Annotated in this window: 13 protein-coding genes; 10 read left to right on the top strand and 3 right to left on the bottom strand. The window is 74.6% G+C overall.

The features are described 5' to 3' along the window. The first annotated feature begins 66 nt into the window (after nucleotides 1-66). From ACIRPP_RS17030 to ACIRPP_RS17010, 5 genes are all read left to right on the top strand, one after another. Entirely contained in the window at nucleotides 67-1,386 is a 1,320-nt protein-coding gene (locus tag ACIRPP_RS17030; RefSeq protein WP_403642987.1) for an MFS transporter, read from the top strand. A gap of 188 nt (nucleotides 1,387-1,574) precedes the next feature. Further along, a complete protein-coding gene (locus tag ACIRPP_RS17025; protein ID WP_403643076.1) occupies nucleotides 1,575-2,372 on the top strand; it encodes a putative hydro-lyase in 798 nt (265 codons plus the stop codon). A gap of 47 nt (nucleotides 2,373-2,419) precedes the next feature. Further along, entirely contained in the window at nucleotides 2,420-3,178 is a 759-nt protein-coding gene (locus ACIRPP_RS17020) for a LamB/YcsF family protein (protein ID WP_403642985.1), read from the top strand. Continuing rightward, nucleotides 3,175-3,846 (top strand): allophanate hydrolase subunit 1, encoded by a 672-nt coding sequence (locus ACIRPP_RS17015; RefSeq protein WP_403642983.1) that lies wholly within the window; start codon nucleotides 3,175-3,177, stop codon nucleotides 3,844-3,846. The genes ACIRPP_RS17020 and ACIRPP_RS17015 overlap by 4 nt, the downstream gene beginning before the upstream one ends. After that, nucleotides 3,843-4,712 carry a biotin-dependent carboxyltransferase family protein gene (locus tag ACIRPP_RS17010; protein WP_403642981.1) on the top strand — a complete coding sequence of 290 codons (870 nt, stop codon included), beginning with the start codon at nucleotides 3,843-3,845 and terminating at the stop codon, nucleotides 4,710-4,712. The genes ACIRPP_RS17015 and ACIRPP_RS17010 overlap by 4 nt, the downstream gene beginning before the upstream one ends. 48 nt (nucleotides 4,713-4,760) lie before the next feature. On the opposite strand, the gene ACIRPP_RS17005 is transcribed toward ACIRPP_RS17010, so the two are convergent. Both ACIRPP_RS17005 and ACIRPP_RS17000 read right to left on the bottom strand, forming a co-directional pair. Then, entirely contained in the window at nucleotides 4,761-6,179 is a 1,419-nt protein-coding gene (locus ACIRPP_RS17005) for a HEAT repeat domain-containing protein (protein WP_403642980.1), read from the bottom strand. A gap of 297 nt (nucleotides 6,180-6,476) precedes the next feature. Continuing rightward, nucleotides 6,477-6,869: an ankyrin repeat domain-containing protein gene (locus ACIRPP_RS17000; RefSeq protein WP_192235576.1), complete on the bottom strand. Its 393-nt coding sequence runs from the start codon at nucleotides 6,867-6,869 to the stop codon at nucleotides 6,477-6,479. 307 nt (nucleotides 6,870-7,176) lie between these two features. Between ACIRPP_RS17000 and ACIRPP_RS16995 the strand changes: the two genes are divergently transcribed. Beyond that, nucleotides 7,177-7,371, top strand: coding sequence for a hypothetical protein (locus ACIRPP_RS16995; protein ID WP_164332459.1), 195 nt, complete (start codon nucleotides 7,177-7,179; stop codon nucleotides 7,369-7,371). Between the two features lie 46 nt (nucleotides 7,372-7,417). Continuing rightward, nucleotides 7,418-9,169, top strand: coding sequence for a hypothetical protein (locus ACIRPP_RS16990; protein ID WP_403642978.1), 1,752 nt, complete (start codon nucleotides 7,418-7,420; stop codon nucleotides 9,167-9,169). Nucleotides 9,170-9,198: 29 nt separating this feature from the next. On the opposite strand, the gene ACIRPP_RS16985 is transcribed toward ACIRPP_RS16990, so the two are convergent. Beyond that, nucleotides 9,199-10,698: a PLP-dependent aminotransferase family protein gene (locus ACIRPP_RS16985; protein ID WP_403642976.1), complete on the bottom strand. Its 1,500-nt coding sequence runs from the start codon at nucleotides 10,696-10,698 to the stop codon at nucleotides 9,199-9,201. 101 nt (nucleotides 10,699-10,799) lie between these two features. On the opposite strand from ACIRPP_RS16985, the gene ACIRPP_RS16980 reads away from it, so the two are divergent. The 3 genes from ACIRPP_RS16980 to ACIRPP_RS16970 are packed head-to-tail and all read left to right on the top strand — an operon-like array spanning nucleotide 10,800 to nucleotide 13,640. Beyond that, a complete protein-coding gene (locus ACIRPP_RS16980) occupies nucleotides 10,800-11,465 on the top strand; it encodes a YitT family protein (RefSeq protein WP_403642973.1) in 666 nt (221 codons plus the stop codon). Continuing rightward, a complete protein-coding gene (locus tag ACIRPP_RS16975; RefSeq protein ID WP_403642971.1) occupies nucleotides 11,462-12,229 on the top strand; it encodes a glycerophosphodiester phosphodiesterase in 768 nt (255 codons plus the stop codon). Before ACIRPP_RS16980 ends, ACIRPP_RS16975 begins: the two co-directional genes overlap by 4 nt. Before the next feature lie 58 nt (nucleotides 12,230-12,287). Next, the gene (locus tag ACIRPP_RS16970; protein WP_403642968.1) at nucleotides 12,288-13,640 is read left to right on the top strand and encodes an MFS transporter; all 1,353 of its coding nucleotides are present in this window, start codon (nucleotides 12,288-12,290) and stop codon (nucleotides 13,638-13,640) included. Nucleotides 13,641-13,697 lie beyond the last annotated feature (57 nt).

Here is a 13,697-nt window from a genome sequence, read left to right as displayed (position 1 = left end):
ACCCGCTCATCACTCGCTCATCACCACCGTCCGCATCCCCCCTCCTTCCGTCTGCGAGGCCGGCCCATGAGCACACCCCCTCCCCCACGCACCCTGATCGACAAGCACCGGCCCGCCCCGGCCGAACGCGCCGAGGACGACGGGCCGTTCGGCTGGCTGCGGGCCCTCGGTCCGCGCGGCCGACGCGCCTTCGGCGGCGCGTTCGGCGGCTACGCCCTCGACTCCTACGACTACTTCACGCTGCCGCTCACGATGGTCGCGCTGTCCGCCTACTTCGGCCTCAACAGCGGTCAGACCGGGCTGCTCACCACCGTCACCCTCGTGGTCTCCGCGGTGGGCGGCGCCCTCGCCGGCGTGCTGGCGGACCGGATCGGCCGGGTCAAGGCGCTCCTGCTGACGGTGATCACCTACGCCGTGTTCACCGTCGCCTGCGGGTTCGCCCCGAACTACGAGACGCTGCTGGTCTTCCGCGCGCTGCAGGGGCTGGGCTTCGGCGGTGAGTGGGCGGTCGGCGCGATCCTGGTCGCCGAGTACGCGAGCGCGAAGCACCGGGGCCGCACACTGGGCGCGATCCAGAGTGCCTGGGCCGTGGGCTGGACCCTTGCCGTGGTCGTGTACACGGTGATCTTCTCGCTGCTCGACCCCGACCTGGCCTGGCGGGTGATGTTCTGGACCGGCGCCCTGCCCGCGCTGCTCGTGGTGTGGGTCCGGCGCAGTGTGCGGGACGCCCCTGAGGCCGCCGAGGCCCGGGAGCGGAGCCCGCAGAAGGGCTCGTTCGCCGTGATCCTGCGGCCCGGCCGGCCCGGCGCCCCGGGGCTGCTGCGCACCACGGTCTTCGCGGTGCTGCTCTCCACCGGCGTCCAGGGCGGCTACTACACCCTGGCCACCTGGGTGCCGACGTACCTGAAGACCGAGCGGGACCTGTCGGTCGTCGGCACCGGCGGTTATCTGACGTTCCTGATATCGGGCGCCTTCCTCGGCTACCTCACCGGCGGCTACCTGACCGATGTGCTGGGGCGGCGGCGCAACATCTGGCTGTTCGCGCTGCTGTCGGCGGTCTGCATCCTGGCGTACGCGAATCTGCCGAGCGGCGCCGACACCCTGGTGCTGGTGCTGGGCTTCCCCCTGGGCTTCTGCATGTCGGCGATCTTCAGCGGCTTCGGCTCCTACCTCAGCGAGCTGTACCCGACGGCGGTGCGCGGCACCGGGCAGGGCTTCACGTACAACACCGGGCGGGCCGTGGGCGCGGTGTTCCCGACGATGGTGGGTTTCCTCGCCGACAGCTGGGGCGTGGGCGGTGCGCTGGTGTTCGGCGCGATCGGCTACGGCGTGGCGGCGCTGGCGCTGCTGGGACTGCCGGAGACCCGGGGGAAGGAACTGGTGTGAACCGCACCGAGCACCGGCCGGACACGGCTGCACACGCGCCCGCCGGGCGCGCGTCGGCCGGCCACCCGGCCGACACCCAGGAAAACCGCCCGGCCCACACACCAGACAACCGCCCGGCCCACACACCAGGGGACCACCCGGCCGGCACGCCGGGGAACCTCCCGCCGGCCGCCGGGGACGACCGCCCGGTGGTCCTGGCCGAGGAGGACGCGCGCGCGTGGAGCCCGGCGACGGCCCGCGCGCGCGTGCGGGACGGGCTGTCGGGGCCGACGGCCGGCGTCGCGGCGGGCCACACCCAGGCGAACCTGATCTCGGTGCCCGCGGACTGGGCGTACGAGATGCTCCTGTTCTGCCAGCGCAATCCCAAGCCGTGTCCCGTCCTGGACGTCACCGACGCGGGGGCCGTCACCACCGTCCTCGCGGACGGCGCGGACCTGCGCACCGACCTGCCGCGCTACCGGGTCTGGGAGCACGGCGAGCTGGTCGACGAGCCGACGGACGTGCGCGCGCACTGGCGCGGCGACCTGGTCTCCTTCCTGATCGGGTGCAGCTTCACCTTCGAGTGGGCGCTGTCGGCGGCGGGCGTGCCGATCCGGCACGTCGAGCAGGGCCGCAACGTGCCCATGTACGTGACGGCCCGGCGATGCCGTCCGGCGGGCAGGCTGCGCGGCCCGCTGGTGGTCTCCATGCGGCCGGTGCCGCCCCGGCACCTGGCGGCGGCGATCCGGGAGAGCAGCCTGCTGCCGGCGGTGCACGGCGGCCCCGTGCACTGCGGTGACCCCGCGGCCCTGGGCATCGACGACCTGACCCGGCCCGACTTCGGCGAGGCCGTGGACGCCGAACCCGACGACATCCCGGTGTTCTGGGCCTGCGGGGTGACCCCACAGGCCGCGGTGACGGCCTCGCGTCCGCCGTTCGCCATCACCCACGCACCGGGCCGCATGTTCCTCACCGACGCCCGCGACGACCAGTACCGGGTGCTCTGACGCAGCCGCCCGTGCCGCGTCCCACCGGAAGGAGACACGAGAGTTCCATGATCCCGATCGACCTGAACGCCGACCTCGGCGAGGGCTTCGGCCGCTGGCGGCTCACCGACGACGAACAGCTGCTGTCGGTCGTCACCAGCGCCAATGTGGCCTGCGGCTTCCATGCCGGGGACCCCGTCACCATGCGCCGGGTGTGCGACCTGGCGGCCGCGCGGGGAGTGCGGATCGGCGCGCAGGTCGCCTACCGCGACCTGGCCGGGTTCGGGCGGCGGGCGATGGATGTACCGCCCGCCGAACTCGCGGCCGAGGTCGCGTACCAGATCGGCGCGCTGGAGGTCTTCGCCCGCGCGGCGGGCTCCCGCGTGTCCTACGTCAAGCCGCACGGCGCCCTCTACAACCGGGTCGTCCACGACGAGGAGCAGGCCGAGGCGGTCGTCGACGGGATCCTGCTGGCGGACCCCACGCTGCCGGTGCTCGGCCTGCCCGGCTCCCGGCTGCTGGAGGTGGCGGCGAAGGCGGGCCTGACGGCGGTCACGGAGGCGTTCGCCGACCGCGCGTACACCGACGAGGGCACGCTGGTGCCGCGCCACGTGGCCGGTGCCGTGGTCGCCGATCCGTCGGCGGTGGTCGCCCGCTCCGTGGACCTGGCCCGCTCGGGGCGGGTCGAGGCGCTGTCCGGTCGGTCGATCGAGGTGCGGGCGCGTTCTCTGTGCCTGCACGGCGACACGGACGGCGCGGTGGCCATGGCCCGGCTGGTGCGGGGCCGGCTGGAGGCGGCGGGGCTGCGATTGGAGGCGTTCGCATGAGGGTGCTGCCGGTCGGTACGGACGCCCTGCTGATCGAGGTCTCCTCGGGTGAGGAGGCGCAGGCGCTCCACGCCGAGCTGCTGCGCCGCCGGGCGGCGGGCTCCCTGCGGATGCGCGAGATCGTGCCGGCGGCCCGCACGGTGCTGCTGGACGGCCTGGCCGACCCGGCCGGGCCGGCCGCGGACCTGGCCGCGACCCGGCTTCCGCCGGCGGCTCCCGCCCCGCCGCGCACGGTCGAGGTCCCGGTGCGCTACGACGGCCCCGACCTCGCGGAGGTCGCCGCGCACTGGGGGGTGTCCGTGCCGGAGGTGGCCCGGATCCACGCAGGCGCCGAGTTCCGGGTGGCCTTCTGCGGTTTCGCCCCCGGCTTCGGCTACCTGACGGGGCTGCCCGGCCGCTACGACACCCCGCGCCGGGCGACACCGCGCACGGCGGTGCCGGCGGGTTCGGTCGCCCTGGCCGGGCCGTATACGGGGGTGTATCCGAGGACGTCGCCGGGCGGCTGGCAGCTGATCGGTACGACGGACGTGGTCCTGTGGGACCCCGCGCGGGAGCCCGCGGCGCTCCTCGTGCCGGGCACCCGGGTGCGTTTCGTGCCGGTCGGCGACCCGGAGCCGGCGGACCCGGCGGCGGGGGCGGGCACCGCGAGCGCGGTGGCGGCGGCATGACGGACCGTGCGCTGGCGGTGGTCCGGGCCGGGGCGCTGACCACGGTGCAGGATCAGGGCCGCCCGGGCCATGCCCACCTCGGTGTGCCGCGTTCCGGGGCGCTGGACGGACCCGCGGCGGCGCTCGTCAACCGGCTGGTCGGCAATGCGCCGGACGCGGCCGTCCTGGAGACGACCGTCGACGGCTGCGCGCTGCGCCCCCGTTCGGCGGTGACGGTCGCGGTGGCCGGGGCGCCGTGCCCGGTCACCGTGGACGGCCGTCCGGCCGCCTGGGGCGCGCCGGTCCGGGTGCGGGCCGGGGAGGTGCTGGAGGTCGGCCGCGCGTGCCGTGGTGTCCGCGCCTATGTGGGCGTCTCCGGCGGGATCGCCGTGGATCCGGTGCTCGGCAGCCGTTCGACGGACCTGCTGTCGGGACTGGGCCCGGCGCCCCTGACGGACGGCGCGGTGCTGCCGCTGGGCACCCCGGCGGCGCCGCCCGCGCGGGTGGACGTCGCCCCGCGGCCGGCTCCCCCTGCGGAGCTGGTGCTGCGGGTGACGCCGGGCCCCCGGGACGACTGGTTCACCCCGGAGGCGGTACGGATCTTCACGTCCCGGACGTACCGCGTCTCCCCGTCGAGCAACCGGATCGGTCTGCGCACGACCGGGCCGGCGCTGGAGCGGGCCCGGCGGGAGGAACTGCCGAGCGAGGGGATGGTGCTGGGCGCGGTGCAGGTGCCGCCGGAGGGGACACCGGTGGTGTTCCTGGCCGACCATCCGACGACGGGGGGCTACCCGGTGATCGCGGTGGTGCACCCGGACGACCTGCCGGCGGCGGCCCAGGCGTCGCCCGGCACGCCCGTCCGCTTCGTCGCCGTACGCCGCCGCTGACGCATCCCCTCCTCACCTCCCCGCGGGAGGTAAGGAGGGGGGCGGCTCTCACACGGCGGGCTCCTCGGGGCCGATGCGGCTGCGGACCGCGGTCTGCACCTCGGCCTCCTCGGCCGGGTCGGCGGCGAGGCGGCGCAGGCGTTCGACGACGCGGGAGTCCCCGGTGCCGGCGTGCCGGGCGGCGATCTCGCGGGTGGACTCCTCGCAGTCCCAGAGGCACTCGACGGCGAGGCCGGCGGCGAAGGAGGGGTCGGTCGCGGCCAGGGCGCGGGCGGTCCGGCCGCGCAGGTGGGACGAGGCGGTCTCGCGGTAGACGTGGCGCAGGACGGGGGCGGCGCAGGTGATGCCGAGGCGTCCGGCGCCGTCGACGAGGGTCCACAGGGTGGTCGCGTCGGGGCCCTCGCCGCGTACCGCCTCGCGGAGCGCGGCCAGGACCGGCTCGCGGTCCTGGACACCACCGCGGCAGGCGAGGACGCGTCCGGCGGCGGCGCCGAGCCGGTCCGGACGGCCGGCCCAGCGGCGGGCCCGGTCGACGGCGGCGAGACTGCGCATGCGTTCGAAGGCGTCGACCGCCGCGTCGGCGACGGCCGCGGAACCGGTGGCGACGGCGTCCTCGATCAGGGTGAGGGCGTCGGGAGCGTGGTGGTCGGCGAGATACCGCAGGGCGGTGCAGCGGGCTCCGTCGGCGCCGTCCCGGGCGGCCCGGACGATCTCGGCCCGGTCGTCGGGGCCGGCCACGGCGGCCAGGCAGCGGGCGGCGGGGACGTGGAGGGCGGCGCCGCGCTCCAGGCCCTGCTGGGCCCAGTCGAGCACCGCTTCCACGCTCCAGCCGGGGCGGGGCCCGGTGGGGCGCATCTGGCGTTGCCAGCGGTCGAAGCACCCCGTCTCCTGGGCGGCGCGCACCCGGGCGGACACGGCGGGGCGGGGATCGTCGGCCCACAGGCGCCAGGGCCGGGGTTCGAAGGCGTCGCGGACGGTGGCGGCGAGTTCCGCCTGACCCTCGGGGTCGGTGGGGAACCGGTCGAGCACCGGCTGCGCGAGGGAGCGCAGCCCCGCGTCGTCGTCGCGCAGGGCGAGTTCGTCCAGGGCCCAGGCCCAGTTGGAGCCGTGAGCGGCGTACCTGCGCAACAGGGCGAGGGCGTCGCCCCTGCCGTAGGAGGCGAGGTGGCCGAGGACGGCCAGGGCGAGCCCGGTGCGGGACTCCTCGGTGTCCAGGAGGTCCTCGGGGTCGAAGAGGTGGGCCTCGATCGCGTCCAGGTCGCCGTGCAGATCGAGGTGGAGGCGGGCGTAGTAGAGGGAGCGGTTCTCGACCTGCCAGTCGTGGCGGGGGTCGTTGAGCACGCAGTGGTTGAGGGCCGCGAGCGCCTCCGGGCGCGGCGCGGTGAGCGCGTGGAGCGTGCCGTCGCCGCGACCTCGCTGGAGCAGGCCGAGCAGCGTGCCGCTGGGCGCTATGTCCGGATCGAACATGGGAAACAGCCTCACATCAAGCGTCGACGCAACCGGGGACGTGCATTACCTGGCCGCGTGACAACACGTCGGGGCGCCCGCCGTTTCCTGCTTGCTGTAGACCATGTTCCTCTGCCTCTCGTCGGTGGCCCATACGGGCCGCGTCACGCCCGCGCGGTGCGGCAACACCTGCCCGGCCATCGCGTCCGTGAATCACGTCGTCATGATGACCCGGCGGTCACATCTGCCGCGACCGAAATTCCGGCGGCCCCGTACCGCCTCCCCCGTTGTCCTCGTGTGTCCCGTGCGGCGCGCCGGTCAGCGCGCGCCGAACAGCTCCAGCAGTTCCGTCCGTTCGAACATGCGGGCCGTGTCGACCGCCGAGGGGGTGCCGAGGGTGGGATCGGCACCGCCCTGCAGGAGCGCCTCGATGACCTCGGTCTCCCCCTTGAAGACCGCCCCGGCGAGGGGGGTCTGGCCCCGGTCGTTGACGCGGTCGGCGTCGGCACCGCGCTCCAGCAGGGCGCGCACCGCCTCGGCGTGGCCGTGGTAGGCGGCGAGCATGACGAGCGAGTCACCCCGGTCGTTGGTGAGGTTGGCCGGCACGCCCGCGTCCACGTAGGCCGCGAGTTCCTCGGTCCGGCCGCGCCGGGCCATCTGGAAGATCCTGGTCGCCAGCTCCACGACCTCGGGGTCGGGGGGTTCAGTCATCGCCGGACCGCCTCTCACTGCGGATCACGTCGTACAGGGGGACAGGGCGTACGGCCGCGAGCGGTGCGGTCGTACGGGTGAATCGCCAGGGTATCGGCTCGCGCGGCACATGAGCCGCGGCGCCCGAGGTAAAGATCACCCGGGGTCGGTCCCCGCGTGCCCGGCCCGTGGCGGGCGTTCCCCGGACACTCCGCCTGATGGGCGAATTCCACCACAAATCACCCAGTTGCACCTTTAATAGTATAGATACATTCTGTGAGCCTGGAAGTACTCATGGTGACTGTCCCCGCAAACCAGGAGAACTCACATGATCCTCTCGATCTCCGGCGTCGTGCTGCTCGGCATCGTCCTGTTCATCTTCTGCCGCAAGGACGGCCTGAAGCCGCTGCACGCCATCGTCGCCATGCTGTTCGGCTTCTACCTGGCCAGTACGGCCATCGCACCGAGCATCAAGGCGGGCGGCGAGAGTCTCGCCAGCCTGCTCGGCGGCATCAAGTTCTGACCCGCTGCACGCCCCGCCCGCCCGTACGCACCCCCTGGAGACAGCAGTGGCCCGGCGCCCCCTCCCCCGCATTCTGAGCAACGGCAGCGCGCAGCTCGCCCGGAGCCGGGAGCTGGCCCGGACGGCGGCCGACAGCGCCACCGACGTCCTCCACCCGCTGATCACGATCACGCGCGGTCTGCGCCGACTGGCCTCGGCCGGGCGGCGCAGATTGTCCGACACCCCCAAGGACAAGCGCGGCGCGCTGCTGTTCCTGGTGGCGTCCGTGATCCTGGTCGTGGCGCTGCTGCCGTACGGCCCGCTCCTCGCGGGCATCACCCTGATGGCGGCGGCGGCCTGGCAGGGCCGGGACCGCACCCCACGCGTTCCCGAGGGTCCCGACGAGTCGCAGGTCCAGCGGCTGAAGTCCCTCTACGAGGCCCTCGTGCCCTGCTTCGGTGCTCCCGACGACCCGGAACCGCTGTACGTCCACGGCGGTCCCTGGGAGAGCGCCTTCCCCGAGTACGAGTTCGACGGCACCGGCCGGATCTCCCACCTGGTGATCGCCTACCCCGCCTACTTCGCCGACGGCGAGGCGGAGGCGCGGACCCGGATCGAGCACCTGCTCGCCGCCAAGTCGGGGCGCTGCCGCGAATACCACTTCGACTGGGACGAGGAGGGCAACCGGCTCACGGTGCGCGTCCTCGACCCGCTGCCCGCCGACGTGGTCGCCCAGCGCTTCGTCACCGCACCGGGCGAGACGGTGCTGGGCTTCACCGACCCCAGCCGGGTCCGGCGGACGCTGCCGCTCACCCACGGCGCCGAACAGCGCGACGTGCCCCCCGTCGTGTGGCGGACCGGCATCCGCTCGACCGAGCCGCACCTGCTCGCGGCCGGCCAGCCGGGCAGCGGCACGTCCACCCTGCTGCGCTCCATCGCCCTGCAGGCTCTCCGGCACGGTGACGTGATGATCATCGACGGCGGCGGCACCGGCGAGTACGCCTGCCTGGCGGGACGGGACGGCGTGCTGGCCGTCGAGTGCGGCCCGGCCGGCGCCCGGACCTCGCTGGAGTGGGCGACGCGCGAGACCGAGCGCCGGCTGATCGCCGTCAACCGGGCCCACCAGGCGGGCGACCCGCCGCCCGAGGACACCCGGCGGCCCCTGTGGCTGCTGCTCGACCGTCCCAGCGCGTTCACCCACCTGGCCGCGGCCGACGGCCACGAGGACCCGCAGTCCCTCCTCCAGGTGCCGCTGCGGCACGGCCGCCCGGCCAACGTCACCGTGGTGGTCGCCGAACAGCTCGACTGCCTGCACCACCTCAGCGACGCGGTGCGTCAGCACACCCGCGCGCGTGTCGTCCTCGGCCCCGCGACGGCGGAGCAGCTGACGGCCGCGCTCGGTGCGCCCCCGCCCACCAGCACCGTCGACGAAGTCCCGCCGGGCCGCGGCTACGCCCGCCTCGGCACGGGCCCGGTGCTCCGGCTGCAGGTCCCGGCCACGCCCGACCCGTACGACGACGCCGTCGGCGAGACCCACCGGCAGGCGGTGCTGGACCTGCTGCCGCCGCGGTCGGAGCCCGCCGGTGCCCAGGAGCGGCCCGGCGCCGGCCCGGCGGACCACGAACCGCCGGGACCGGGGCCGAGCGCCGTGGGCGAGGAGCTGAAGATCTCCATGGAGAAGCCGCCCGGTCCCGTCCCGCCCGCGGCCCCCGGGGCGGCGGAGCGGGCGCCGGAGCCCGGCGGGGAGGCCGCCACGTCCCTGGAGAAGGTGCCGGTGGAAGCGGTGGCCGCGGAGGCCGGGGCCACCGAAGCGGGCTGACCGCCGGTCCGGGGCGCCGTGCCCGTTCGCTACGCGACGAACGAGCGCGGCGCCTCCGTGCCGTTCGTGCCGCCGCTCTCCACCCTGCGGACCGCCGCGGCCAGCCGGGCCGCCGCCTCGTCCGCCACGGCTCCGCTCACGGTGAACGGCAGGCGCACATATCCCTCGAACGCCCCGTCCACCCCGAAGCGCGGCCCGGACGGCACCCGGACGCCGACCCGCTCCCCCGCCTCGGCGATCCGCGAGCCGGAGAGACCGGCGGTGCGCACCCACAGGGTCAGTCCGCCGTGCGGCACCTCGAACTCCCAGCCGGGCAGCTCCCGCCGCACCGCCGCGACCAGGGCGTCGCGGTGGTCGCGGGCCTGCGCCCGGCGCAGCTCGACGGCCTGCTCCCAGCCACCGGTCGTGAACAGCCAGTTCACGGCGAGCTGCTCCAGCACGGGCGTGCCCATGTCGGCATACGCGCGGGCCGCGACCAGGCTGCGGATCACGTCGGGGGCCGCCCGCACCCAGCCGATGCGCATGCCCGCCCAGAAGGCCTTGCTGGCGGAGCCGACCGTGACCACGGTGGAGCCGGCCGGGTCGAAGGCGCACACCGGGCGCGGCATCCGCACGTCGGGGTCGAGCCACAGCTCGGTCATGGTCTCGTCGGAGACCAGCACGGTCCCCGCCGAGCGTGCCGCGTCCACCAGGGCGCGGCGCCGGTCCTCGTCGGCGAGCGCGCCGGTCGGGTTGTGGAAGTCGGCGACGACGTAGGCGATCCGGGGCGCCGCCTCACGCAGCACCTGGCGCCAGCGGTCCATGTCCCAGCCGTCCAGGCCCGGGGCCATCGCGACCGGGACGAGCCGGGCGCCGGCCTCCCGCATCAGCTGCAGGATGTTGGCGTAGGACGGCGACTCGACGGCGATGCGCTCGCCCCGGCCGCCGAAGAGGTGGCAGATGGCGTCGATGGCGCCCATCGCACCGGTGGTCACCATGATCTGCTCGGGCATGGTGGGGATGCCCCGCGCGGTGTACCGGTCGGCGATCATCGAGCGCAGCGCGGGCAGCCCGGCCGGGTAGTCGCCGTGGGTGTGCGCGTACGGCGGGAGTTCCTCCAGGGCCCCCTGGACGGCACGGGTCAGCCAGGGCTCGGGCGCGGGCAGCGCGGCGCAGCCGAGGTCGATCATGGCGCCGAGGGCCTCGGGCGGCAGCGGTTCGAGTCCGCGCGCCGGCACCGGGTTGCCGGCCGGCACCGCGGTCCAGCTGCCGGCTCCGCGCCGGGACTCCAGAAAGCCCTCGCCGCGCAGCGCCTCGTAGGCGGCGGCCACGGTCGTGCGGCTGACGGACAGGGAGAGGGCCAGTTCCCGCTCGGCGGGCAGCCGGGCGGCGACCGGGACGCGGCCCTCCAGGACCAGCAGCCGGATGCCGTCGGCCAGCGCGCGGTAGGCGGGAGGGCGCCGGGTCCCGGGGCCGGCCGGGCGGTCCTGCTGGGACTGGAGCAGCCGGGACAGTTGCGCGGCACCCACTGCCGAGGTCCACTGCGCCATGGAAATCAGTCCACCTTCCGCGGATTGGCCATGGATGATGAGTCCATCCCCGCCACAGGGTGTCATGCGTCGGTCCACTTCCACCACACAGGGGGCACTCCTTGGCCAGCCACTCACCCCGGTCCGGGCATCTCGCGCGGCGGCTGTTCCAGCTGTACGCCGGCCTGGCGCTGTACGGCGCCAGCTCCGCGCTGCTGGTCCGGTCGGGCCTGGGACTGGAACCGTGGAACGTGCTGCACCAGGGCCTGGCCGGGCTGACCGGGCTGTCGATCGGCGTGGTGCTGACCATCGTGGGCGCGGTCGTGCTGCTGCTGTGGATCCCGCTGCGCCAGCGGCCCGGCCTGGGCACCGTCTCCAACGTGCTGGTGATCGGCATGGCGATGGACGCGACGCTGGCCCTGGTGCCGGACGCGCACACCCTGACCGTGCGGGTGCCCCTGCTGGTGGCGGGCATCGTGCTCAACGGCGCGGCGACGGGCCTGTACATCGCCGCCCGCTTCGGGCCGGGCCCGCGCGACGGGCTGATGACCGGGCTGCACCAGCGCACCGGGGTGTCGATCCGGGTGGTGCGCACCGCGCTGGAGATCACGGTGGTGGTCACCGGGTTCCTGCTCGGCGGCACCGTGGGCGTCGGCACCCTGCTGTACGCGCTGACCATCGGCCCGCTCGCCCAGCTCTTCCTGCGCGTGTTCGCCGTGCCCGGGCCGGACGGTGGCGGCAGGGTCGTTGCGGAGGGCCGGCCGGGGCGCGCGATACTGCGACCGTGACCCCGCGGATACGCCACCCCTACCTCGACCATCCCGGCCCCCTCGCGTTCGCCCACCGGGGCGGAGCGGCCGACGGCCTGGAGAACACCGTGCGGCAGTTCCGGTGCGCCGTCGAGACGGGCTACCGGTACCTGGAGACCGACGTCCACGCCACCCGCGACGGGCGGCTGGTCGCCTTCCACGACGCCACGCTGGACCGGGTGACGGACGGGGCCGGGCGGATCGCCGACCTGCCCTGGCGGGACGTGGCGCAGGCTCGGGTGGGGGGAGCCGAGCCGGTGCCGCTGTTCGAGGAACTGCTCCAGACGTTCCCCGAGGCGCGGTGGAACGTCGACGTCAAGGCCGAGCCCGCGCTGCTGCCCTTCCTGGAACTGATCGAGCGCGCGAACGCCTGGGACCGGGTCTGCCTCGGCTCGTTCTCGGAGGCCCGGGTGGTGCGGGCGGAGCGGCTGGCGGGTCCGCGCCTGGCCACCTCGTACGGCACGCGGGGCGTGCTGGGGCTGCGACTGCGGTCCTGGGGGCTGCCCGCGGTCCTGCGCCCGACAGCGGTGGCCGCCCAGGTGCCCCAGTCGCAGTCGGGGGTCCCGGTGGTCGATCACCGCTTCGTCCGGGCCGCCCATGCCCGCGGGCTCCAGGTGCACGTGTGGACGGTCAACGAAGCCGAGCGGATGCACCAGTTCCTGGACCTGGGAGTGGATGGCATCATGACCGATCGCATCGACACACTGCGCAAGGTCCTGGAGGACCGCGGACTCTGGGTCTGAGGTCTGAGGTCCCCTCCCCCGGCCCGGGCGCGATTCACGGGGAAGCGAGGGGGGACGGGTGGGCACCGACACCGTGCGATCACCGGCACCGGACGAGGCGGCCGGCCGGCGGCGCGAACAGCACGGCTGGTACGTCTACGACTGGGCGTGCTCGGTCTACTCCACCACCGTGGTCACGGTGTTCCTCGGTCCCTATCTGACGTCGGTCGCCGAGGCCGCGGCGGACGCGGAGGGGTTCGTGCACCCGCTGGGGATCCCGGTCCGCGCGGGCTCCTTCTTCGCCTACGCGGTGTCCCTGTCGGTGATCCTGGCGGTCGTGCTGATGCCGCTGGCGGGCGCCGCCGCCGACCGGACGGGACGCAAGAAGCCGCTGCTGGCGGCCGCCGCGTACACCGGCGCCGCGGCCACCGCGGGGATGTTCTTCCTGGCCGGCGAGCGCTATCTGCTCGGCGGGCTGCTGCTGGTGGTGGCGAACGCGGCGCAGTCCGTGGCGATGATGCTCTACAACGCGTACCTGCCGCAGATCGCCACACCCGAGGAACGCGACGCCGTGTCCTCGCGGGGCTGGGCGTTCGGCTACGCGGCCGGGGCCCTGGTGCTCATGGCCAACCTGGTCCTCTACACCGCGCACGACTCCTTCGGGGTGTCGGAGGGCATGGCGGTGCGCATCTGCCTGGCGTCGGCCGGGCTGTGGTGGGGCGCCTTCACCCTGGTGCCGCTGCGCCGGCTCCGTGACCGGCGGGCCCCCGCGCGGGAGGCGGGCGGCGCCGTGTCCGGGTTCCGGCAGCTCGCGGCGACGCTCCGGGACATGCGCCGCCACCCGCTCACCCTGGCCTTCCTGCTCGCCTATCTGGTCTACAACGACGGCATCCAGACGGTGATCTCCCAGGCGTCCCTCTACGGCTCGAAGGAACTGGGGCTCGGGCAGTCGACGCTCATCGTGGCGGTCCTGCTGGTCCAGGTGCTGGCCGTGGCGGGCGCGCTCGCACTGGGCCGACTGGCCCGCACCTACGGGGCCAAGCGCACCGTCCTCGGTTCCCTCGTCGCCTGGACGCTGACACTGGCCGCCGGGTACTTCCTGCCCGCGAACGCGCCCGTGTGGTTCTTCGTGCTGGCCGCGGGCATCGGGCTGGTCCTGGGCGGCAGCCAGGCGCTGTCCCGGTCGTTGTTCTCCCACATGGTCCCGCCGGGCAAGGAGGCCGAGTACTTCTCCGCGTACGAGCTGAGCGACCGCGGGATGAGCTGGCTCGGGCCGCTGCTGTTCGGCCTGACCTATCAGGTGACCGGCAGCTACCGTGACGCGATCCTGTCGCTGGTGGGCTTCTTCGTCCTGGGGTTCGTGCTGCTCGCGCGCGTTCCGGTGCGGCGGGCGATCGCCGACGCGGGCAACCCCGTCCCCGAGCGGATTTAGCGCCGGGAGCGAAAGGGCTGTAGTGTACGCGTTTGGCCTGCCAGGCGTACCGTTACT

Source organism: Streptomyces sp. NPDC101219 (assembly GCF_044767675.1).
GTDB lineage: Bacteria > Actinomycetota > Actinomycetes > Streptomycetales > Streptomycetaceae > Streptomyces.
The sequence above is the reverse complement of the archived record's forward strand: the minus strand, read 5'-3'. Positions and strand labels throughout refer to the sequence as shown.